Raw genomic sequence first — 22,094 nt, forward strand, 5'->3', positions numbered from 1 at the left:
GGAAGCAATACTCAGACCACCTTTTTATAGCGTAATCTGACTGAGTTCACTGCCAGCACGATATCTGACAGTGCCATTACTCCGGCGCCGGAAATAGGGCTTAATACGCCAAATGCAGCGAAAGGAATAGCAATGATGTTATAAATAAATGCCCAGAAGAGATTCTGTTTGATAGTAAGATAAGTATGCCGTCCCAGTCCCAGTGCCAGAGGCAATGAGGACAGACGGTTATTCAGCAGGATCACATTCGCACTCTGCATGGCTACATGTGTAGCATCACTCAGTGAAATACCAATACTGGCCCTTGCAAGCGCAGGAGCATCATTGATACCATCACCGACCATGGCCACGGCGGCTTCTTTCATTAATGCATCTATTTTCTGCAATTTCTGCTCCGGTGTCTGTCCGGCGAAGACTTCCGTGATACCCACCTGTGCTGCCAGTTCCCGGCATTTTCTTTCTGTATCTCCACTCAGCAGGACTGGTTTAATCCCTCTATGTTGTAACAGCTGCACCATCTGGGCAGCATCAGGCCTGATCTCATCCGTAAAATCAATCCAGCCTGCTAATTGTCCGTTTTTCAGCAGATAGATGTTATGACTGTCATCTTTGGTCGCTTGTTCCGCCATTGTATATGATCCAAGCTGCCACTCATTCCCCTGTGTATCTTTCGCCTGCATGCCACGGCCTTTGATCTCTCTGACCTGCAATAATCCGGCTTCTCCGTGCCCTTTCCATTGGGTGGAAAGCGAGCGTGCGATCGGATGTGACGAGTATTTTTCCAGACTATACACAGTGGCTTTAAACGCCTGCTCTGTCATCCCTTCAAAATGGTAATTACCTATCTGCAGTTTGCCGGTTGTAAGGGTACCGGTTTTGTCCAGCACCACATATTTAATGTCTTTAAAAGCTTCCAGTGTATTGGCACCCTTGATCAGGATGCCATTATTCGCTGCACGTCCCAGTCCGACCATTACAGCTGCCGGTGTAGCCAATCCCATGGCACAGGGACAGGCAATGACCAGTACCGCAATGCTCTTCATAATGGCGTCTCCGGTGCTTACCTGACTGAAAAGCAGCCATCCGAGGAATGTAGCAATGGAAATACCCAGTACCAGCGGCACAAAAATACCACTGATCCTGTCAGCCAGTCTTTGCATATTGGGTTTACTACCCTGTGCCTGTTTTACCAGTTCTATGATATAAGACAGTACTGTATCCTTTCCGGTAGCAGTAATAAATAGCTTGATACTACCATCTTCCATAATAGTACCACCAATGACCTTATCTTTTTCCTTTTTAGATACTGGGGTACTTTCACCCGTGATCATGGACTCGTTGATATGTCCGTTACCCCAGTAAATAGTGCCATCCATCGGGATTTTGTCACCTGTGTTGACTAATACCTTATCTCCCGGTTTCAGGGTCTGATTATCGACAACGTGAATATGTTCGTGATTCCCATGATCAGTGATGAGCCGGGCTGTAGTGACCTGCATACGGGCCAGATCGGCAATCGCGGTAGTCGTTTGCTTTACAGAACGCTCTTCCAGCAGATTTCCCAGAAAAACGAGTGTAATAATTGCCGCTGCGGTTTCATAAAACATATACTCACTGCCAAGATGCAGTAAAGTACCTGTAAGGCTATAACCATAAGCCGCGGTGGCTCCTAATGTAATGAGTACGTCCATATTGGCCAGTCTGTTGACCAGTGAGCGCCATGCGCTACGGCCAAAGTGCCATAATCCCATCAGGTATACCGGTGTGGACAAGGCCAGTTGTACATATGGATTGTGGAGCCATGCCCAGTGTACCCACATGTGTAAGAGCAACGGAGCGGTAAATATGGCGCAGAAAATGAATTTAAAGCGGAGGGTATTTAGAAATGCTGTTTTAGGCAGAGGCTGGTCAGGCATTAATACCTGATAGCCCATTTGGCTGACACCATTCAATACTTCAGTTGCAGAAGAAACACCTTCCGGTAAGGTAAAACTCATTTCTTCTGTGGCGAAGCTCACATTTACGTCCTGCATGCCCTTATGTTCGAGGTATCTGGACACCGATTGCGCGCAATTGGTGCAATGCATACCCCTTACTTTACAACTGATCGTCTCCATGTTCTACTGAATAAATATTAATATCAAAATACCATTACAAAGGTACCATGCACCGTTTTACGCGAATAAAATATTAATGCAACGGAGTATCGGCATACGAGCTTATCATACAGATTATCAATCCGTTCCGGGCACCTGAATTTTTAATGCAACTGGGTAGCAACCAATGACATAGTAATTAGCTAAATTTACTCCATGGAATGGACATTTTCTCAGGAAGATCTGCCTGCCACGGCTGAAAACTTCTGGCAACATTACAAGGGGCAACATATATTTACCCTTGAAGGACCGATGGGAGCAGGTAAAACCACGTTTATAAAAGCTTTGTGCGCGGCCAGAGGGGTGGAAGACGCGACTGCCAGTCCCACTTTTTCCATCATCAATGAATATGCATTCAGGGAAAATGGTCAGCAGTACAGCATTTACCATCTGGACCTCTATCGTCTCAAAGACGAAGAAGAAGCTATCGCCGCCGGCGTAGAAGATACCATATACCGCGATCATGCAATCAGTTTCGTAGAATGGCCTGATATCATTAATGACCTGCTGCCCCCGGATACCATCCGGCTGCAGTTATCAGTGTTACCGGATAAAAAAAGGCTCTTACGCGCCGGATAATGCTTTAAACAAATGACGTATCTTTGGATACTCGGAAAAAATCACCCGGACCAATCTTGATAATCATATGGAGCAAAGGCAAAAACCTGTTGTGAGTGCTGGCTTTACATATTCACCGCTGGAAGAAACGCTGGATATTCCTCAAAAAAATTCCCGTTTATTTATTGGCATACCAAAAGAAAACTCCTTCCAGGAAAACCGTATTGCATTAACACCGGATGCGGTGAGCATATTGGCAAACAATGGTCACCATATAGTGGTTGAACATAAAGCAGGCGACGGCTCCCATTTCTATGACACCGATTACTCAGAAGCAGGCGCCGAAATCCTGTATGATAAAAAAGAAGTATTCAAGGCAGAGATTATCGTAAAATCTGCTCCCCTCAACGACGAGGAAATTGAATTGCTGCGTCCCCACCAGATCGTTATATCCCCTATTCATCTTGCCGCCCTCAAAATTGAGCAGGTACAAAAGATGATGGAAAAAAGGATTACCCTGCTCTCTTTCGAGAACCTGAAAGACGATGCGGGTACTTATCCGATAGTAAGAGCTATGAGTGAAATTGCCGGCGGAGCAGTGATGCTGCTGGCCGGTCAGTACCTCAGTAACAGCAATAAAGGGAAAGGAATTCTATTAGGTGGTGTAACAGGGATCCCTCCTACCAAGGTGGTGATCATCGGAGCGGGTATAGTAGGTGAATTTGCCGCCAGAACAGCCATGGCTCTGGGTGCTTCTGTAAAAGTATTTGATAATAATATCTATAAGCTGAAACGCCTGCAGAATAATATCGGCGTCCGTATATTCACTTCTGTTATGCAACCGAAAGTGCTGGCAGAACAACTCCGTAATGCGGATGTAGCCGTAGGCGCACTATCGTCACAAAACGGCCGTACACCTATCGTTGTGACAGAAGCAATGGTTAGCAACATGAAGGCCGGCTCTGTAATCGTTGACGTCAGTATAGACCGTGGTGGCTGTTTCGAAACATCTGAGATTACCAGTCACGAAAATCCTGTATTTAAGAAATACGACGTTGTACACTATTGCGTACCCAATATCCCATCCGGATTTGCCCGTACAGCATCAGAAGCGATCAGCAATGTGCTGATGCCCCTGTTGCTGGAGGCTGCCGATGATGGCGGTTTTGAAAACCTTGTATGGATCAAACGCGGTGTACGTAATGGTATCTACCTGTACAAAGGCGCGCTGACCAACTATCATCTCAGCGAAAAATTCAAATTAAAGTATACAGATCTGGAACTGCTATTGGCTGTAAAAGGTTAGAAGCTAAATTTCGCCAATACCTGCAAACTGTTGAATGCAGTCTTTCCTCCTACGAAAGGTGAAAACCCGTTACCACTATTGTAACGGATTTCAGCACCGAGCCGGTATATCGTTACACCAATACCTCCAACAAGGGATTGTTCATGTTTACGGACGCCGGGAATATTCTCCTGCCATTCATCAGGACGGGATGGATTGGCAAGGTCATTCTGCGCAACTTTAATTGCGATTCCATTCCCCATACCCACATTAACATATGGCTTGATACCAGTTTTGGTAGGATAAGTATACCTTATCATTGTATTCAGCTGCAAATAGCGAAAATCGTATCTGCTAAAATAACCGGTCGTACTGATTGAACTTGTTTTAGATTGTTTATACATCAATTCTATCACACCAGAAAAGTTGCGTGCAACCCTTCCAAAAGGGAGATTGAGCCAGATCCCTCCTATAGGGCTGCTATTCGATTTTGAAGGACCATCAAATTTAAAAGCCGGTCCCTTGAAATCATAGGTATTAAAGGACATCCCACCCATTAAACCGAATGACAACGGATATTTTATCTTTTTCCGCTCATCTGTGATCACCGCAGTAGATGGATCTTTCGCCACATTATAGGTGACAAAAAGTCTGGTCAGGTTTTTTTCATGATAAGTAACAGATGCCGCTTTTTTAGCCACAGCAGGATTGTCGGCAAATAAATCGGCCAATTGCTTTTGATAGCGATTATCGGTATATATTCCGTCTCCGCTTGAGCGTTTTACAAACGCGGTCACTTTTTCCAGCTCCTGCACAGGTGTATTTTTGCCATCTGCGATGTAATGTACTCTTGTGTGTACGTCAACGTATTCATACAGATTGTAAGTACCGCCTGTCAATTTTCGCAGAAACACAAGCGTATCCTGTATTGTACGATCCCAGGCCTCTTTGTCGCCTGAAAAGTCTTCTTTAGTAATATCTATACTCACTTTACGTACAGCATATTCTATATCCGGCTCACCAATCCTGAAACCGTTGATATCTCCGGGACCAAAATGCTTTTCAGCTGCATCCGCCAGACTCTGTTTAAATATAATTTCCTTTGGGGGCACAAACCAGTCACGGAAATCAATAAATCCTTTCAGGGAGTCATTCTGTGAAGTAATAATAGTTGCAGGGACATAATTTCGTTGCGCAACAGCAACGCATGACAATGCCATACAGCACAGATACAGGGTAATAATTCTCATAAAAAAAATGAAGGAATAGAAAAGCTCCGCCATGGTATGACGGAGCCTATATGTGATGTTAAGATTACACAGACAATTTATATCCGAGGCCAATCGCCACAAGGATAGCAATACCTACTACAATACGGTAGTAACCCCATACCCTGAAGCCATATTTTTTCAGGGCATTGATAAAGAACTTAATCGCTACCATCGCAACCACAAAGGCTACCACATTACCGATCAACAGCAATTTCAGGTTCTCTGTATTTGACATGAGCAGTTCACGTCCTTTGAGTAATTTATATCCGGTTGCAGCTGCCATCGTTGGTACAGCGAGGAAAAAGGAGAATTCGGCCGCCACATTACGGGTCAGCTTTTGCTGCATACCACCGATGATAGTCGCTGCACTACGGCTTACGCCCGGTATCATGGCCACACACTGCCAGAAACCAATGCGTAGGGCCTTGAACAGGCTCATATCTTCATCCTTTTCGATAGTTGGTTTCGTAAACCAGTTGTCCACAAACAACAGTACCACACCACCAACGAGCAGGGTAATACCAACTACCAGAGGACTTTCCAGCAAGGCGTCGATCTTATCAGCAAACAGATAACCTACGATCAATGCAGGCAATACTGCTACTACGAGTTTGATATAAAAATTCACCCGGTTTTTATCAAATACCAGGAATTTCTTCCAGTAGAGCACCACTACCGCGAGGATAGCGCCTAACTGGATACATACTTCGAACAGCTTGGTAAATTCGTCTTTATTGAGCTTTAACAATGCACTGGTGATTACCATATGACCTGTAGATGATACAGGTAAAAATTCGGTTAATCCTTCCACAATCGCAATAATAATGGCCTGCCAGATCTCCATGACAATTAACGGGTTTAAATTTCTGAGGTTGCTTGTTTATCAAAAAAAAGGCGATGAACTGGTCATCGCCATATGAAAATTCATATCTTTTTACTGCTTATTTAGGTCTGCGCATGATAGCGTAGATCTCTACCACCAATCCCAGTAAGATTACGATAGGAGCCAGTGTGATACGGCGGAAGCTATATACTTCTTCAGGTTTGAAGGTATTAGGATCATCGCTGTTGCCGCCCATCATTAACAGGAAGCCCACTACTACGACTGCCAGTCCGGCAATCATGATCTTGTAGTTTTCCTTTGGAAAAACAGCACGGACGTCTACGCCTGCTTTCTCGACATTGATTGTCTTAGTTGCTTTACTCATATCTGTAGTATGGTGTAATTATCAGTTTAATAAAGGTCATCCAGCTTCAGACGCAGGTATTTCATCACTGAGCGGTGTGTACTCACAAGGGAGATAAAGATACCTATAATGATCATCCCGATGAAGAGCACAGCCATCATGAAATAGTCTCTCATACCTGCCAGTTCAGGCAGCAGCTGGTCTGCAAAATAAACAATACCGATCAATCCTGCTATTGCCATCAGGGCACTGATAGCGCCATTAATGATACTGCGGATATCGAACGGTTTGGCGATGAACCAGCGGGTTGCTCCTACCATCTGCATGGTTTTGATCAGGAAACGGTTGCTGAACATTGCCAGACGGATTGTATTATCAATCAGTACGATCACCACCAGTGCCAGCAGCACACAAATGCCGAGTATCACCAGTCCGATCTTACGAACGTTTTCATTCAGTTTACTTACCAGTCCACGCTGATAAGATATTTCTCTTACAATGCTCTGCTGTGACAGATTGGCCTCGATAATCCGAAGGCTGTCAGGGTTCACGTAAGGAGCATTACCTTTGATATTGATACTCGCGTACAAAGGGTTATATTGTAAGAGGGTGATGAAATCCTCACCGAATTCTTTCTTGAAACGGTCCGCAGCCATCTCCTTGGAAACGTATTCGATCGACTTCACGTAAGGACGGGAAGCAATAGAATCACGCAGTGCAATGGCCTGCTCTTCTTTTACATTATCCCTTAGAATCACCTGTATCTCAATACTTTCCTTAAAGAACTCACTCAGTTTATTGGCATGAATGACAATAAGTCCCAGCGTTCCCAGCAGGAAAAGGACAAGAGCCACCCCAATAATAGAGTACAGATAGGAAGGTTTAGATTTTTTTGATGATGATTTGCCGGGTTGCTGCGCCATTAATCTACCGTTTATTGGCGAAAATAATAAAAATTAGGAGTTATGTTTACTTTTGTCATCCTTTAACGTTATTTTAAGCTGATACATGAGCAGCTTGAATCGACTCATGGACAGAACAGACAGATTATTATTTAATTATATGGAATACAATTTCAGGGCGATTGAGAAAAAGTGGCAGGCACGCTGGGTAGAAACGAAAGCCTATCAGGTCAGCAACAATAGCCCCAAACCCAAATGTTACGTACTGGACATGTTCCCCTACCCATCGGGGGCGGGACTCCATGTGGGACACCCACTTGGATACATTTCATCGGATATATATGCGCGTTATAAAAGACTAAAAGGCTTTAACGTGCTCCACCCAATGGGTTGGGACGCCTTTGGTCTGCCGGCAGAGCAATATGCACTGGAAACTGGTCAGCATCCGGCAGTAACCACTGCCAATAACCTGGCTTCCTTCCGCAGGCAGCTGGATAACATCGGATTCTCCTTTGACTGGGAACGCGAGGTAAGAACCAGCGACCCAGGCTATTATAAATGGACACAGTGGATCTTCCTGCAGCTGTTTGACAGCTGGTTCAACCGCTCTCTGCAGAAAGCAGAAAGAATTTCCACATTGATCACCATCTTCGAACAATCAGGTAATGCTGCCCACGAATGCCCCGGTGATCGTTATATCAGGTTCACCGCTGAGGAATGGAAACAATTCTCCGAAGTACGTCAGCGTGAAATACTTATGCACTACCGGCTGGCTTATCTGGCCTTCGCAGAAGTAAACTGGTGCGCAGCACTGGGTACTGTACTGGCGAATGACGAGGTGATCAACGGTGTCAGCGAACGTGGCGGATTCCCTGTTGTCAAAAAGAAAATGAGACAGTGGTTCCTGCGTATTACTGAGTATGCCAACCGCCTGCTGGAAGGACTGGAAACAGTTTCCTTCAGCGATGCAATGAAAGAAATGCAGCGTAACTGGATCGGTAAGAGTCAGGGTGCTGAGATCACTTTCCAGATAGATGGCATCGAAAATGCCGGCGTGACAGTATATACCACCCGTCCTGATACCATCTTCGGTGTGGACTTTATGGTACTGGCCCCTGAGCATGACCTCGTATCACTCATTACGACGCCTGATAAAAAAGAAGACGTTGAGAAATATCTGGACTATGTACAAAGCCGCTCCGAAAGAGAGCGTATGGCAGAAGTAAAACAGATCACAGGTTGCTTTACTGGTGCCTATGTGCTCAATCCGTTCAACGGTCAGCGCATTCCGGTATGGATCTCCGAATACGTACTGGCCGGCTACGGTACCGGCGCTATCATGGCCGTTCCTTGTGGCGACCAGCGTGATTTCAACTTTGCAAAACATTTTGACATCCATATCACCAATATCATCGGCGACGCATTCAACGGCGAAGAGGCGAATGCAACCAAAGATGCAACCCTTCAGAACAGTGATTTCCTGAATGGAATGAACATGCGGGAGGCTATGGATGTAGTGATCGATAAAGTGGAAGCACTGGGTATCGGCAAACGTCAGATCAACTACAAGATGAGGGATTCCGGTTTCAGCCGTCAGCGTTACTGGGGTGAGCCATTCCCGATCGTATATAAAGATGGTACGCCTTACCCACTGGATGAAAAAGAATTACCACTTACCCTGCCGCACGTAGAGAATTACAAACCGGGCGAAGAAGGTGAAGGTCCGCTGGCCAATATCACTGACTGGGTAAACGTAGATGCGCACACACGAAGAGAAACCAACACCATGCCCGGCTATGCAGGCAGCAGCTGGTACTTCCTCCGTTATGCAGATCCAAAAAATACAGAAGTATTTGCCGACCGTGCAGCGACCGATTACTGGAATCAGGTAGATGTATATGTAGGTGGTACAGAACATGCCGTTGGACACCTGCTGTACTCCCGTATGTGGACAAAAGCCTTGTATGACCTCGGTTATATCGGCTTTCAGGAGCCTTATAAAAAGCTGATCAATCAGGGTATGATCGGTGGTAGTTCCCGTATGGTATACCGTGTACGTGGCACTAACACCTATGTTTCTCACGGTCTGAAAGACCAGTATGAGACAGATGAACTGCATACTGACGTGAATATCGTAGACGGTCTGGAACTGGATATTGAAGCGTTCAAAAACTGGCGTCCGGCTAATAAAGACGCTGAATTTATACTGGAAGACGGTAAATATATCTGTGGAGTAGTCCTTGAAAAAATGAGTAAAGGAAAGTATAACACAGTAAACCCGGATGACGTTGTAGAGAAATTTGGTGCGGATACCTTCCGTATGTACGAAATGTTCCTCGGTCCGGTAGAACAATCCAAACCATGGGATACCAAAGGTATTGAGGGTGTACACCGCTTCCTGAAGAAACTGTGGCGTCTCTTTGCTGACGAACAGAAAGGTATTATCGTCAACAACGATGCGGCTACGCCGGAAGAACTGAAAGTACTGCACAAGACTATTCAGAAGATCGACGCAGATACCGAAAACTTCTCTTACAATACAGCTGTCAGCCAGTTCATGATCTGTGTGAATGAGCTGAGCAGCCTGAAATGTAACAAGCGTAGTGTACTGGAAGCAGTACTGGTATTACTGGCCCCTTATGCACCACATATCGCAGAAGAACTGTGGCACCAGCTTGGTAATACCACCAGCATACTGGATGCACCTTATCCTGTATTTGATGAGAAATACACGAAAGAAAGCGCCTTCACTTACCCGATCGCTGTAAACGGTAAAACACGTACCGAACTGAGCTTTCCACTGGATGCCGATAATGCTGCGATTGAGAAAGAAGTACTGGAAAACGAAGCCGTTCAGAAATGGATCGATGGTAAACCAGTTAAGAAAATCGTAATAGTAAAAGGCAGAATGATCAATCTGGTTGTCTAAACACTGTCTAAAGATAAAAAAGGAGCGCTCCATCAGATGATGGAGCGCTCCTTTTTTATGCCTGTAGGTTGATATCGGTTTGTCTATGCTTTGACTATAGTAAACCTACGTTAATGCTACGATAAAAACGTAGCATTAACGTAGGTTTACTATAGTCAAAGTACCGGATGACCTATCATTTACTGAGAAATTATGTATTTTGTCCGCCTCAACCTTTTTGAATGTCAGACCAGATATTAGCGCGTTATCAGCCTTTTCAGCCCGTAGTATTGCTTGATCCGGAAACAGACAGATTACTGCTGATGGACTTCACCGACCGGAATACCTCTCTTACACCTGAAATACTTGACAATACAGAACGGTTTACCGCTTATGTCAATCAGCTGCTGGAAGACCATGACTGTACCTTTGGTATCGGTGGTTATGCTGAACACCGTACGATCTATTCCCGCAGTGAGCATTTCTCTACCGGAGAAGAACCCCGCCGTCTGCATCTGGGTATTGACATCTGGGGACCAGTTGGCACCTATGTCTTCGCTCCTATGGACGGTACTGTACACAGCTTCCGTTTCAATGATGTACATGGCGACTATGGCGCGACTATTATCCTGCAACATCAGCTGGAAGGATATACCTTCCATACGCTATACGGTCATCTTTCGCTCAAAGATCTGGAAGGCCTGCATGAAGGGATGCGGGTAGCTGCCGGACAACTGATCGCTCACTTCGGAGATATTGCTGAAAACGGTCACTGGCCTCCTCATCTGCATTTCCAGATCATCACTGACATGCAGGGCAATCAGGGGGATTATCCCGGAGTATGCAGGTACAGTGAACGTGCACAATATCTCGCTAACTGCCCTGATCCTGATCTGATCCTGCAACTTATGCCATAAGCGCTATCTGCGGTTGCTGACACTCGCTTTATCAATACGGGTAGGCGTATCCTTACCCTCTACAATAGAAGCCGCACTGGTAGCAATCGCCTGAATGATACTGGTGATATTATCCAGATCCATACTCTCCATTTCATCATTTACGCTGTGATAAAGCGTGTCTTTATCAATCTGCGTAGTGGAAATAGTGTGTGCCGGAACGCCCAGTCTTGCCAGTGTGGCGTTGTCAGAACGATAAAACAGCTGCTGTTCCGGATAAGGATCAGGATGGAAGCGGAATTTCGAAGAAGCCAGATTTTTAGCCAGTATCTCACCAAAATCAGAACGCTCATATCCTGTAATAAACGCGCTGTTTTTGCCAAATTTAGACTCCTTACCGATCATTTCGATGTTGAACATGGCAACCACTTTTTCAGGGTCTAATTGCCGGGAAAAATAGCGGGAACCGTATCCTCCGATCTCTTCTCCTGTGAATGCCACAAACAAGATGGTACGTACCGGCGGATGTGCCTTGAAATATTTTGCCAGTAACAGCACAGCAGTAACACCACTTGCATCATCATCTGCACCATTGGCAATACTGTCCTGCTCTACCGGCGGCAAAATGCCAATGTGGTCATAGTGACCGGAGAAAATGACATATTCATCAGATTTTCCACTTCCGGGAATCATACCTGCGATATTACAAAGTGGTAAGCGGGTTACTTCCTGTTTTGCTTCCAGTGACCAGCTGTCAATATCTCCATCCGTCGCATTTTTCAATATAAATGCTATCGTTGCAGCACTATCCGCTTTAGGAGCGCCATGCTCCTGCAGCCCTTTATAGTACAGCGCGAATTTTTCGCTGTGCGCATTATCTACCCATACGAGTGTTGGTTGTGTAGCGCTACGTCTCAGTTCTCTTAGCTTGCTGTCAAAATTATCGGCAGCGCCAATACTTGTTACTTCCAGCTTCGTATCCTGCGTCCACCTGATATTGGTTTCCACACCGGCAATAAAGGTACGGCTGCTGGAAACCGGCTGTCCGTTCAGGATCAGGTCCTGACGTAAAGGTTTGGTATCATACTGGAAAAATGACTGTCTGAAATCATTATCGCCTTTCAGCGGTTGTAATCCGGCATCAGCGAACTCCTTTTCCAGAAATACGGCGGCTTTCTCCGCACCCGGTTTAAACGTTTCCCGGCCTTGCATATCGTCAGCCGCTAAAGTTGACAGGATACGTTTAACCTCCGATTTCTTTATCTGCTGTCCCTGAGCAAACAGGGCGGCAAGGCATAGTGCAGGTAGTGTAATAAAGTGTTTTCTCATGTTGTGACCTATCCGGGTTACGGTTGATTTTGCGTTCAATATATACAATATAGCAAACAAAGCGGTACCCGGTGTATGGGGACAGCTAATATTTTTGGTAACTTTCACCCCGATATGTCTAATCCGATAAGACCAGATGAACACCGCCAGAGTGCGGCAGAAAAGGAATTCGAGAATAGTATCCGGCCCCGGGAGATCGTAGATTTCTCCGGGCAGGACCAGATCATTGAGAACCTGAAAATTTTTATCAAGGCAGCCAAAATGAGAGGAGAAGCGCTGGATCATATCCTGTTCCACGGCCCTCCCGGACTCGGTAAAACAACCTTGTCCCGCATCGTGGCCAATGAGATGGGTGTGAACATCAAAGAGACCTCCGGACCTGTTATAGAAAAACCCGGCGATCTCGCAGGACTGCTCACTAATCTTGAAGATAAAGACGTGCTCTTCATAGATGAAATACACCGGCTTAGTACTGTGGTGGAAGAATATCTCTATTCTGCCATGGAAGACTACCGCATTGACATCATGATTGATACCGGTCCCAGTGCCCGTTCCATACAGATCACCCTGCATCCTTTTACGCTGATTGGTGCTACTACCCGTTCAGGTTTGCTGACGGCCCCGCTCCTCTCCCGTTTTGGTATCAAATCAAGACTGGAATACTATAGCGCAGCCACCCTCCAGAAGATCATCTGGAGAGCATCCGATATACTGCATACAAAGATCACTTCAGAAGCAGCACTGGAAATAGCACGCCGTTCCCGTGGTACACCCCGTATAGCTAACGGATTGCTCAGACGTGTACGTGATTTCGCACAGGTAATGGGTAATGGTACCATTGATCTGGAAATTGCACAATTCAGTCTGAAAGCATTGAATGTAGATGAATACGGACTGGATGAAATGGACAACCGCATTCTGCAGGTCATCATCGAAAACTTTAAAGGTGGTCCTGTAGGTATTACGACCATCGCTACAGCAGTAGGTGAAGAAGCAGGCACGCTGGAAGAAGTATATGAACCTTTCCTCATACAGGAAGGTTTCATTAAGCGAACACCCAGAGGCAGGGAAGTGACAGAGAAAGCCTATGTACATCTCGGTAAGGCGCCAAGGGGCGGAAGCGGACCGGGACTATTATTCTGATCAACTCATTTACAAGACGGTATAAAAAACTTAAGGGAGCAAAAGCTCCCTTACTTGTTTCCTCCATATAACACTCTATATCCATGTCAGGACCGCGTCTGGCGCAATAATTCTCCCTTTCCTGATTCTTTGATTTAGTCTTCGATTCAAATACGCCAGAGCGCTATCCCTCCTCCAACAGAGTAAGTGTAGGTTGTACAGCTATAAATTTTACATCACGTAGAACTTATGATCAACATTTTGCGTCGTTTCCGGCAAATGATGATCGTTCAGCAATTGCTTAAGATCACGTTCAATGTTTCTTGAAATTGTTGTCATCGGTGTATCCGTTGGTTTGTTATCAAACGGATCCTGCAGATGAATGGCCATCTTTTCTATCAACAGGAAAGATGCGGCGATGGCTACTACTAATGGTACTTCAATCAGACCGAAGTACTCTATCAGCGCAAACGGTAACAGCAGTATGAAAAAGTTCATCGCAAAATGAATATACAGACTGTACGTAGCCGGGAACACCGTGTTTTTAATACGCTCACATTTACCCATTGCATCACACAGACGGCTTAATGTCTGGTCGAGCGTCACCTGCTGGAACTCATTGAGCCAGCCCTGTTTCAGAGCATAGTTCAGGTCCCTCGCATGGAGGTCGAGTAATGCCATTGGTATGTTTGCAAACCTTGATACATAAGCAACCTCTCTTTTAGAGATATGCTTTTCCAATCCTTCTTTTCCATCCAGTCCTCTCAGTGAAAGGCTCAGAGAGTAACACCATGCTATCTGCCGGCGTACCATTCTCTCACGGAAATGATTGATTTCTTCAGATTCATAGGCAGAGTCGTCAACAAAGGACAGCACCTGTCGGGTAAAAGACCTTGAATCATTTACTATCGCACCCCATATTGTTCTTGCTTCCCACCAGCGATCATACGCCTGATTGGAGCGGAAGGCCAGCAACAGGGATATTACAGTACCCATGATCATCGGCACAGACAACGGAATTGCCATGTGCTTCAGGTTAAACCTGTCATGCAGTATTACAATAATTAACGTGTATACCGCTACGAGCAGGACCTCATATTTGATTTTCCCGAAAACGTATTTTAACGGGATATTTTTCTTCAATAACATCGGTAACGGTTTTAAATGTTCTATGCTTCAAATAGCTCAGACATTGCAGATACCAGGAACTTCTCTTTTCTCGGCGCCAGGGGTACCTGATGTACAGGATATTTGCTTTTCCGGATCAATTCTGCAGGATTATAACTATTAGGACCTGCTTTGCGGAATTCTTCTTTTACAGCACATGCGATCACATCTATGTTGTGATACAGCAGGAAGTTTCGGAATATTCCTTTGCCATTACCTATCAGGAACTCTGTCTTCATGGATTGAATCACAGAGGCATATTTGTTTTTGATGATCTCACATGCGTCTTTATAATCTGCCGTGATCAGGTCCTGATGGGATGATCTTCTGGAGAGCATCATCAGATCCATAATCGATGTAGGCATTTCCAGTGCATGCATCAGAACTATGTTTAACGGTTCACCTCCAAAGCGCTCAACCACACCGTGTACTACGCGCAGAGACCTGATAGAAAAATCCGTTGGAATCAATACGTGCTTCATTGGTAATTATTTTAACACAAAGCTACCAGCACGAGGTTAGCAACAGGTAAGTAACAGATAAAAGCTGTTTAAAAAAGCGGTAAAAATGTTGTAAGAAAAACGGCGTTAGGTAAGAAAGCCGTCAAAAAGTGGTAAGAAACCGGTAAGAATCACCTCGAAGGAATATACGTAGGCAGGGTAATACGGATCTCCGTTCCCTGGTTCTGGTGGCTGTTTACAATGATATTTCCCCCATGGAGGCGCACGATATTCCGCGCCAGCGGTAACCCAATTCCATATCCTTTATAACCGCTGGTGTTAGAAGCGCGGAAGAAAGGATCATATATAAAAGGGAGATCCTGCGCAGGGATACCAATACCATTGTCCTTAATAATAATGATATTGTCGTGATCGGTAGCAGCCAGAGCAATTGATGCCGGGCGGTTATCCGAGTATTTGCAGGCATTTTGCACGATATTGCTCAATGCCAGTTGTAAGAGTTGCGGGTCGCCCAGAATGACCAGTTTATCTTCTTCTTCGGGCAGCATGGAATAATCTATCTCCACCTGATTATCAGGATTAATACGGTCAATCGTCTCTTTTACAGTAAATATGAGCTCATCTGTACGGATATGTTCCAGTCTTTGTTTTTTGTCGGTAAATCCGGTCTGAGCGAGACTTAACAGACTCTTGGTGATATGTTCCAGTCTTTCTGCTTCTTTGAGTATGACAGAGATAGACTGTTGATATTGCAGTTCAGATCGTTGCTTATTAAGTGCCAGTTCGGCCTCTCCGATAATAGCTGTCAGCGGTGTGCCCAGTTCATGAGAAGCATTGCTGACAAAGTTATTCTGTGTTTCGAAGGCTGTTTCCAGACGGTCCAGCATGTTATTAAAGGTCATGGCCAGTTCACTCATCTCATCGTCACTATCTGGCGTATCGAGGCGCAGATGCAGGTTATGTGCCCTGATATCTTTTACACGGGAGGTGATCAATCTGACTGGCTGCAGGATGTAACGGGAGAAGAACAGACCTGTTGTTACAATCACGATAGCTGCAATAATCAGACAGATCAGCAGCGTTCGTCGCAATTCGTTCATGAACTCCTGTCCAAACACATTGCTGGCGGAAACTATAACGATATAGCGGCCTGATTCATTCTCAAACAATACCCCCTGAAAAAAAGTATCTCTGAAGCGGTAAGTAGCTTTACCAGTCGATTTTACCTTATCATAGAATGTTTTGCGCAGAGGTTCCAGTTCAGGATACCTGGGTGGTTTACCAGTCGTATCAAGTCTGATAAAATATTCCCGTTCATGTGGCAGGCGTTCGAGATGTTCATTTCTGATCTCAGCATAGGCAGCACTGTTACCTTCGTCTTGTGTAAGTCTTGCTCTGGCGGCGATATAAGCCCTGATCTCAAGGCGTTTATAGAAGTCGTCGAAGGATTGTCTGTTAATAAGAAAATAGGCAAATGCGACCATCATGAGTATGATAGACACTGTCAATCCGGTAAAAAGGCCCATTATCTTATTACGTATCGTCATTCTTCTTCTTTAAGCATATATCCCATGCCGACTACTGTCTGTATCAGTGCCGGCTGGTCTTTACGGTTTACTTTTTTACGGAGGTAATTGACGTATACGTCCACTACTTTGGTATTCATGTTGAAGTCAACCCCCCAGACGTTTTCCAGTATTTCCATTCTGGATAATACTCTTTTGGGGTTGCGCATCATATATTCCAGCAATCGGTATTCTGTAGCTGTCAATACGATGGTCTGCCCATATCTGCTGGCGCTTTTGGTATTAAGATCCAGTTCAAGATCGGCTACTTTGAGCATATTACCGTTGACCTGTGTTACAGCCGGAGCGGCTGCGGCAGTCGTATCATTATTACGACGCAGCAGGGAGCGGATACGGGCGAGTAATTCGGCCTGTTTGAACGGTTTTACCAGATAATCATCAGCACCGCTGTCAAGACCTGCCACTACATTCTCAGTAGATCCCAATGCGGTCAGCATCAGGATAGGTGTACTCAGTTGTTGTTGTCGCAAAGCCTTACACACGGCAATACCATTCATACCCGGCAGCATCACATCGAGGATGATCAGCTGAAAGTTATTTTCAGTGGCCATCTGCAGTCCAGACTGGCCATCCAGTGCGACACTGACATCATAGCCGGCTTCTGCAAGATAGCGTCGTATAAAGGAGACTACCGACGGTTCATCTTCTATTAGTAAAAGTTTCATTACATCTCTGATAAGCTTTGCTACAAACAAAAAGCTCCCGGCGTGGAGTTTATAAAACCTCGTTCGCCGGGAGCTTTCCCATTATACTCTCGTAATATGATCAGTCCTTTACTACCAGGCGGAAACCATTACCATGGATATTAACGATTTCAATATCCGGGTCTTCCTTCAGGTATTTACGCAGTTTAGCGATATAAACGTCCATACTACGGCCATTGAAATAAGTATCGCTACCCCAGATCTTTTTCAGGGCCAGCTCTCTTGGCAGCAAGTCGTTTTTATGTTCGCACAGCATACGCAGCAATTCGTTCTCTTTTGGAGACAATGTGTGAGAATCGCCGTCTCTCGTGAGTGTACGCAGGCGTGCATTGAATGCATAGCGGCCGATACGGAACTCGTGCTGTTCTTCTTCTTTGCTGTTCAGTTCCTGATTACGTTTGAGGATTGCTTTGATTTTGAGCAGTAAAAGTTCACTGTCAAACGGTTTGGTGATATAATCATCCGCGCCCAGTTTGTAACCATGGATCACATCTTCTTTCATTGTCTTGGCAGACAGGAAGAACAAAGGAATATCCGGATCTACGTCACGGATCTCTTCTGCCAGTTTGAAACCATCCATATTAGGCATCATGATGTCCAGCAGGCAGATGTCAAATTTCTCGCGTCTGAACGCTGCCAGCGCGAGTATCCCATCACGGCACAGTTCTACATCGTAGTCATTCAGTTCGAGATAATTCTTCAGTACCATACCCAGGTTGGTATCATCTTCTGCCAGCAATATTTTTGGTTTACGCTCTTCCATATTCAATAAAGTATTAATGTGCAAACAAATATAGGTATTATTATAGTCCGCAAATGGCAGGCCATTGCATACAGAACGTTAAAATTAGGTAAAAAAGAGGATGACAGTTGTCGGGAGGGGCTTATTTACTGATAAGGGATGTAAAGTTATACCGCAGGTTTTTATACTCAACCATATCTACTTTGATGCTACCTACTGAGATAGGGCTATCTACGCGCAGAGGTACTTTATTCCCGTCATCGCTTACCCACACCAGCATTTTCTCACCACCTTCAAACATGGTACCCTGGATCAACAGGGGGGCAAATTTGATGGCGCGGAACTTGCCGAACTTAGTTGATACGGTTTCCTTACCGATATAACGGATATAGATATTGTATAGTTTTTCGTCGAGGTACATGTTGAAGTAGATCTTGTCTCCCGGTTTGTACTTATCAAAGTTGATGTTACGGGCGTAATAGATAGCACTGATCACGTCTTGTGTACATTTAGGGATCTTAAGAGTAGATTCGTTACTGACAGCGGTATTGTCTGTATGGTTGAAAGTAACGTTCTGGTATATCTTATAGCCGCCTTCATTCACGTTTCTGATAAAGCGCAGGGGTTGCAGGGAGGCGGTATCAACAAAGCTTTCGTATTTATCTCTTACTTTAAAGAACCAGTCATAGGTGCGGAATGTTTTACCATCACCGGAGATATGGTAAACATCTCTTCCATTCAGTTTCTCCAGGTTACAGGTAAAGGTAGCTTCGCCGGCTCCTACGAAGAGTTTTCCCAGGTTATAATACACCTTGAACGTGATGACTTCGCCTGCCCGGAAGCTGGTATTGGTAAGTCCGCAGAATTCGTTCTGGCTTTGGGCTGATACAGGGCGAATAGTGGCCAGACAAACGATTAATAGTAGAAGGAACCTCATTTTGATGAAAGCTATTTTTCCTTAAAAATCTTTATTCCGAGCAACAACACACTTCCTAAGATGGCTGGCAAAACCAGGTTGATTACCCAGATGCATACAGTGGCAGCGATAATTCCCGGACTATTGGTACTCAGTAATCCCATAAAGTACAGGCTGACTTTCCCTCTGAGTCCAAGTTCCGCAATAGCGATAGTAGGTACCAGGGCCATTACAAGATAAACAACAGCATTCATCAAAAAACCTTGCCACCAGAGCATCTCTACGCCCAATGTGTCAAGCAAAATCAAATACTGTGCCGAGAAGACAACGTATCTGACGGCTGAAAGCAGGAGTAAATGTTCGAGGTCACCGGCTGAGTAACGAACAATGATCTGTACAAATACCCGGGCTTTTCTCAACAATGGGATCTTTTCAAATATCGCCAGGATGATCTGTAGTCGAAAATATAACAATATGACCAAGGCGCAAATAACTATTAGCAATCCTAACAGGATTTTCTCCCAGAAGTGAGGGGCGAAATAACCGTTTCCCTTTACCAGCGGGAATTTGTTGATATAGTAGCAAAGGCCTGTTAACCCAAAAATAATAGTGACAATAAGCTGACTAAAGCTGCCGACCATGGTAGCGGCAATTGCTTTCAGCTTGCTGCGGTTGTTCCGGAGGTATAACACCCGCCCTCCATACTCACCTATACGGTTAGGGGTATTGATAGAAAAGGAGACACCGGAGAGTACGGCGCTGAAAGCGCGGAGGAATGATATATGTTGTAACGGTTTGACTAACAACTGCCATTTACGGGCTTCCAGTCCCCAGTTCAGCAACATGCCGATGAGGACCAACACTATGGTAAGCGCTCCTTTCTCTTTCAGGGTGGCCATCATCTGCCATAAAGAAGCCTTCAGGTTAGGCTGATGCAGCAATTGCGTATAGATGGAATAGGCTAACCACGTAAAAAGCACTGCTCCCAGCAGGTAATTGAGAATTATTTTGGTATTTTTGTTCAGACATCAAGATTTTGGCAAAAATAAACTGTGGTTGGCAAACAAGTCAAAAATAATTCTGGGCATTGACCCCGGTACACTTGTGATGGGTTACGGACTGATACTTGTGGAAGGATCTAAGGCCAGCCTGCTGGAAATGAACGTACTCAAGCTGTCCCGTCATAAAGACCACTACGAAAGGCTACAACTGATACACGCCCGTGTACATGAACTGATACGCGAGCACAAACCGGTTTCCTGCGCAATTGAAGCTCCTTTCTTTGGTAAGAATGTGCAAAGTATGTTAAAGCTGGGTCGCGCTCAGGGCGTGGCAATAGCGACTGCTATGCAGGCAGGAGTACCAGTAACGGAATACTCTCCAAAAAAAGTCAAACAGTCCATTACAGGCAATGGTAATGCCGATAAGGAACAGATTTGGCAGATGTTACAAAGAATATTACATTTCAATGAACGTCCTGAGTTCCTGGATGCTTCCGATGCGCTCGCAGTAGCGGTCTGTCATTTCTTCCAGGAATCAAGCGTAATACCGGATACACGTAAAGCCAAAGGATGGGAACAGTTCCTTCAAAAAAACCCCGAAAGGATTGTAGGATAATATTTTGTATGACAGATAATTCCAGGTTTAACGCTGACGTTTTTCCAGAAGTTCATAAATTGTATTTACTTTGAACTAAAATCTTCATAGAGGCCCCTGTAAGGTACTCGGGGCTTTACACCATGAATATGGTATTTATATAATCAGCATCACAAGCTATGAAAGCAAGAATCCTATTGGTGGAAGATGATCAGAATGTTGGTGCGGTAACAAAGAAACGACTGGAAGAAGCGGGCTACGACGTGGTACATAGCACAGACGGACAAATGGCCTGGGAACAATTCCAGTCGCGGACCTTTGACATATGTTTACTGGATGTTGTTATGCCTAAAAAAGACGGCTTTACACTGGCAGAACAGATCCGTAGAAAAAATGACTTCATTCCCATACTCTTTCTGACTTCGAAAGCGCTGGATGAGGATAAGATCAAAGGTTTCAAGACCGGCGCAGATGATTACATAACCAAACCTTTCAGCATGCAGGAACTCCTGCTGCGAATAGAAGTATTCCTGAAAAGGAGTAAAGCCGCTCACACCACTGCAGAAAAGCGCACACAATACAATATAGGCAAACTCACCTTTGACTATAATGACCTTATACTCCGTGAAAAAAGCGGAGAGGTATCAAGTACACTTACACAAAAAGAAGCCGACCTGTTGAAGTATCTGTGCGATAATGCCAACAAGACACTCAAACGGGAAGAAATATTATTTCACGTATGGGGCAAGGATGATTATTTCCTCGGCCGCAGCATGGACGTGTTCATCACCAAACTCAGAAAACATTTTAAGTCTGATCCCTCCGTCAAATTAGAAACCCTACATGGGGTAGGGTTCCGCTTTAACGTTCCAGGCCAGCTATAATCTGTTGCTGTATAGCCTTGAATTCTTCCTCCGTCAATTTCAGCTTTGGCCGCGCAAAATTCATATCATCCGCCGTGTTGATAGGTATCAGATGCATGTGTGCATGAGGTACTTCCAGACCGACCACGCTCATACCTACACGATTGCAGGGAAAGTTACGCTCTATCGATTGTGCAATAGGCTTTGCAAACAACAACCACTCACCCAGCAGATCATCCGTTACATCAAAAAACTTGTCTATCTCGACTTTGGGTACTATCAGCGTATGACCTTTCACTAAAGGAAAGATATCCAGAAACGCATAAAAGCTATCGTTCTCGGCTATCTTATAACCTGGTATTTCGCCTTTGATGATCTTTGTGAAAACAGACATGGGTTTTGTTTTAATCCGCATAAAGTTATAAAAAAAAGCCCGCCCTTGCTT

The 22,094-nt window shown here is 44.9% G+C and carries 21 protein-coding genes; 7 read left to right on the plus strand and 14 right to left on the minus strand.

The genetic code is table 11. The features are described from left to right. Positions 1–11 precede the first annotated feature (11 nt). On the minus strand, positions 12–2,117 hold the full coding sequence (locus FEF09_RS10445; protein ID WP_146305058.1) for a heavy metal translocating P-type ATPase: 2,106 nt from the start codon (positions 2,115–2,117) through the stop codon (positions 12–14). Between the two features lie 195 nt (positions 2,118–2,312). Between FEF09_RS10445 and tsaE the strand changes: the two genes are divergently transcribed. Beyond that, on the plus strand, positions 2,313–2,735 hold the full coding sequence (gene tsaE, locus FEF09_RS10450) for a tRNA (adenosine(37)-N6)-threonylcarbamoyltransferase complex ATPase subunit type 1 TsaE (RefSeq protein ID WP_146305059.1): 423 nt from the start codon (positions 2,313–2,315) through the stop codon (positions 2,733–2,735). 67 nt (positions 2,736–2,802) lie between these two features. Further along, the gene (locus FEF09_RS10455) at positions 2,803–4,020 is read left to right on the plus strand and encodes an alanine dehydrogenase (protein WP_012788933.1); all 1,218 of its coding nucleotides are present in this window, start codon (positions 2,803–2,805) and stop codon (positions 4,018–4,020) included. On the opposite strand, the gene FEF09_RS10460 is transcribed toward FEF09_RS10455, so the two are convergent. From FEF09_RS10460 to FEF09_RS10475, 4 genes are all read right to left on the minus strand, one after another. Next, a complete protein-coding gene (locus FEF09_RS10460; RefSeq protein ID WP_146305060.1) occupies positions 4,017–5,219 on the minus strand; it encodes a PorT family protein in 1,203 nt (400 codons plus the stop codon). The genes FEF09_RS10455 and FEF09_RS10460 overlap by 4 nt on opposite strands. 94 nt (positions 5,220–5,313) lie before the next feature. Continuing rightward, positions 5,314–6,114, minus strand: a complete 801-nt coding sequence (locus FEF09_RS10465; RefSeq protein WP_146305061.1) for an undecaprenyl-diphosphate phosphatase — start codon at positions 6,112–6,114, stop codon at positions 5,314–5,316. A gap of 97 nt (positions 6,115–6,211) precedes the next feature. Then, positions 6,212–6,478, minus strand: a complete 267-nt coding sequence (locus tag FEF09_RS10470) for a DUF3098 domain-containing protein (RefSeq protein WP_146305062.1) — start codon at positions 6,476–6,478, stop codon at positions 6,212–6,214. 26 nt (positions 6,479–6,504) lie between these two features. After that, entirely contained in the window at positions 6,505–7,380 is an 876-nt protein-coding gene (locus tag FEF09_RS10475) for a cell division protein FtsX (RefSeq protein ID WP_146305063.1), read from the minus strand. A 139-nt stretch (positions 7,381–7,519) separates the two neighbouring features. Here FEF09_RS10475 and leuS point away from each other — a divergent pair, with 139 nt between their 5' ends. Both leuS and FEF09_RS10485 read left to right on the plus strand, forming a co-directional pair. Further along, a complete protein-coding gene (gene leuS, locus FEF09_RS10480) occupies positions 7,520–10,288 on the plus strand; it encodes a leucine--tRNA ligase (protein WP_146305213.1) in 2,769 nt (922 codons plus the stop codon). Positions 10,289–10,509: 221 nt separating this feature from the next. Further along, positions 10,510–11,184, plus strand: a complete 675-nt coding sequence (locus FEF09_RS10485; protein ID WP_146305064.1) for a peptidoglycan DD-metalloendopeptidase family protein — start codon at positions 10,510–10,512, stop codon at positions 11,182–11,184. Between the two features lie 3 nt (positions 11,185–11,187). On the opposite strand, the gene FEF09_RS10490 is transcribed toward FEF09_RS10485, so the two are convergent. After that, positions 11,188–12,492: a M28 family metallopeptidase gene (locus FEF09_RS10490; protein ID WP_146305065.1), complete on the minus strand. Its 1,305-nt coding sequence runs from the start codon at positions 12,490–12,492 to the stop codon at positions 11,188–11,190. A gap of 114 nt (positions 12,493–12,606) precedes the next feature. Between FEF09_RS10490 and ruvB the strand changes: the two genes are divergently transcribed. Beyond that, positions 12,607–13,635, plus strand: a complete 1,029-nt coding sequence (ruvB, locus tag FEF09_RS10495) for a Holliday junction branch migration DNA helicase RuvB (protein ID WP_146305066.1) — start codon at positions 12,607–12,609, stop codon at positions 13,633–13,635. 210 nt (positions 13,636–13,845) lie between these two features. Here ruvB and FEF09_RS10500 read toward each other — a convergent pair whose 3' ends face one another. From FEF09_RS10500 to FEF09_RS10530, 7 genes are all read right to left on the minus strand, one after another. After that, positions 13,846–14,763 (minus strand): bestrophin family protein, encoded by a 918-nt coding sequence (locus tag FEF09_RS10500; RefSeq protein WP_146305067.1) that lies wholly within the window; start codon positions 14,761–14,763, stop codon positions 13,846–13,848. 20 nt (positions 14,764–14,783) lie between these two features. Next, positions 14,784–15,263 (minus strand): hypothetical protein, encoded by a 480-nt coding sequence (locus FEF09_RS10505; RefSeq protein ID WP_146305068.1) that lies wholly within the window; start codon positions 15,261–15,263, stop codon positions 14,784–14,786. Positions 15,264–15,412: 149 nt separating this feature from the next. After that, entirely contained in the window at positions 15,413–16,789 is a 1,377-nt protein-coding gene (locus FEF09_RS10510) for a sensor histidine kinase (RefSeq protein ID WP_146305069.1), read from the minus strand. Next, positions 16,786–17,493 carry a response regulator transcription factor gene (locus FEF09_RS10515; protein ID WP_146305070.1) on the minus strand — a complete coding sequence of 236 codons (708 nt, stop codon included), beginning with the start codon at positions 17,491–17,493 and terminating at the stop codon, positions 16,786–16,788. The genes FEF09_RS10510 and FEF09_RS10515 overlap by 4 nt, the downstream gene beginning before the upstream one ends. Positions 17,494–17,593: 100 nt before the next feature. Next, entirely contained in the window at positions 17,594–18,295 is a 702-nt protein-coding gene (locus FEF09_RS10520) for a response regulator transcription factor (protein ID WP_012788920.1), read from the minus strand. Between the two features lie 121 nt (positions 18,296–18,416). Further along, entirely contained in the window at positions 18,417–19,211 is a 795-nt protein-coding gene (locus FEF09_RS10525) for a DUF3108 domain-containing protein (RefSeq protein ID WP_146305071.1), read from the minus strand. Between the two features lie 11 nt (positions 19,212–19,222). Beyond that, a complete protein-coding gene (locus tag FEF09_RS10530; RefSeq protein ID WP_186774279.1) occupies positions 19,223–20,170 on the minus strand; it encodes a lysylphosphatidylglycerol synthase domain-containing protein in 948 nt (315 codons plus the stop codon). Between the two features lie 76 nt (positions 20,171–20,246). On the opposite strand from FEF09_RS10530, the gene ruvC reads away from it, so the two are divergent. Together ruvC and FEF09_RS10540 are read left to right on the plus strand one after the other, a co-directional pair. Then, on the plus strand, positions 20,247–20,807 hold the full coding sequence (ruvC, locus tag FEF09_RS10535; RefSeq protein ID WP_255373245.1) for a crossover junction endodeoxyribonuclease RuvC: 561 nt from the start codon (positions 20,247–20,249) through the stop codon (positions 20,805–20,807). Between the two features lie 158 nt (positions 20,808–20,965). After that, positions 20,966–21,670: a response regulator transcription factor gene (locus FEF09_RS10540; protein WP_146305073.1), complete on the plus strand. Its 705-nt coding sequence runs from the start codon at positions 20,966–20,968 to the stop codon at positions 21,668–21,670. Here FEF09_RS10540 and FEF09_RS10545 read toward each other — a convergent pair. After that, entirely contained in the window at positions 21,648–22,043 is a 396-nt protein-coding gene (locus FEF09_RS10545) for an HIT family protein (RefSeq protein ID WP_146305074.1), read from the minus strand. The two genes, FEF09_RS10540 and FEF09_RS10545, sit on opposite strands and share 23 nt — an antisense overlap. Positions 22,044–22,094 lie beyond the last annotated feature (51 nt).

This window comes from Chitinophaga pinensis, from assembly GCF_007896845.1.
In the GTDB taxonomy this organism is placed as follows: domain Bacteria; phylum Bacteroidota; class Bacteroidia; order Chitinophagales; family Chitinophagaceae; genus Chitinophaga; species Chitinophaga pinensis_C.

What these genes read in the sequence shown, in the direction of transcription:
- FEF09_RS10500 (WP_146305067.1), bottom strand. Translation starts at nt 14,763, where the DNA reads ATGTTATTGAAGAAAAATATCCCGTTAAAATACGTTTTCGGGAAAATC.
- FEF09_RS10460 (WP_146305060.1), bottom strand. Translation starts at nt 5,219, where the DNA reads ATGGCATTGTCATGCGTTGCTGTTGCGCAACGAAATTATGTCCCTGCA.
- FEF09_RS10505 (WP_146305068.1), bottom strand. Translation starts at nt 15,263, where the DNA reads ATGAAGCACGTATTGATTCCAACGGATTTTTCTATCAGGTCTCTGCGC.
- FEF09_RS10475 (WP_146305063.1), bottom strand. Translation starts at nt 7,380, where the DNA reads ATGGCGCAGCAACCCGGCAAATCATCATCAAAAAAATCTAAACCTTCC.
- FEF09_RS10545 (WP_146305074.1), bottom strand. Translation starts at nt 22,043, where the DNA reads ATGTCTGTTTTCACAAAGATCATCAAAGGCGAAATACCAGGTTATAAG.
- FEF09_RS10470 (WP_146305062.1), bottom strand. Translation starts at nt 6,478, where the DNA reads ATGAGTAAAGCAACTAAGACAATCAATGTCGAGAAAGCAGGCGTAGAC.
- FEF09_RS10455 (WP_012788933.1), top strand. Translation starts at nt 2,803, where the DNA reads ATGGAGCAAAGGCAAAAACCTGTTGTGAGTGCTGGCTTTACATATTCA.
- FEF09_RS10510 (WP_146305069.1), bottom strand. Translation starts at nt 16,789, where the DNA reads ATGACGATACGTAATAAGATAATGGGCCTTTTTACCGGATTGACAGTG.
- FEF09_RS10525 (WP_146305071.1), bottom strand. Translation starts at nt 19,211, where the DNA reads ATGAGGTTCCTTCTACTATTAATCGTTTGTCTGGCCACTATTCGCCCT.
- FEF09_RS10465 (WP_146305061.1), bottom strand. Translation starts at nt 6,114, where the DNA reads ATGGAGATCTGGCAGGCCATTATTATTGCGATTGTGGAAGGATTAACC.
- FEF09_RS10540 (WP_146305073.1), top strand. Translation starts at nt 20,966, where the DNA reads ATGAAAGCAAGAATCCTATTGGTGGAAGATGATCAGAATGTTGGTGCG.
- FEF09_RS10515 (WP_146305070.1), bottom strand. Translation starts at nt 17,493, where the DNA reads ATGAAACTTTTACTAATAGAAGATGAACCGTCGGTAGTCTCCTTTATA.
- leuS (WP_146305213.1), top strand. Translation starts at nt 7,520, where the DNA reads ATGGAATACAATTTCAGGGCGATTGAGAAAAAGTGGCAGGCACGCTGG.
- tsaE (WP_146305059.1), top strand. Translation starts at nt 2,313, where the DNA reads ATGGAATGGACATTTTCTCAGGAAGATCTGCCTGCCACGGCTGAAAAC.
- FEF09_RS10490 (WP_146305065.1), bottom strand. Translation starts at nt 12,492, where the DNA reads ATGAGAAAACACTTTATTACACTACCTGCACTATGCCTTGCCGCCCTG.
- FEF09_RS10520 (WP_012788920.1), bottom strand. Translation starts at nt 18,295, where the DNA reads ATGGAAGAGCGTAAACCAAAAATATTGCTGGCAGAAGATGATACCAAC.
- ruvB (WP_146305066.1), top strand. Translation starts at nt 12,607, where the DNA reads ATGTCTAATCCGATAAGACCAGATGAACACCGCCAGAGTGCGGCAGAA.
- FEF09_RS10485 (WP_146305064.1), top strand. Translation starts at nt 10,510, where the DNA reads ATGTCAGACCAGATATTAGCGCGTTATCAGCCTTTTCAGCCCGTAGTA.
- FEF09_RS10445 (WP_146305058.1), bottom strand. Translation starts at nt 2,117, where the DNA reads ATGGAGACGATCAGTTGTAAAGTAAGGGGTATGCATTGCACCAATTGC.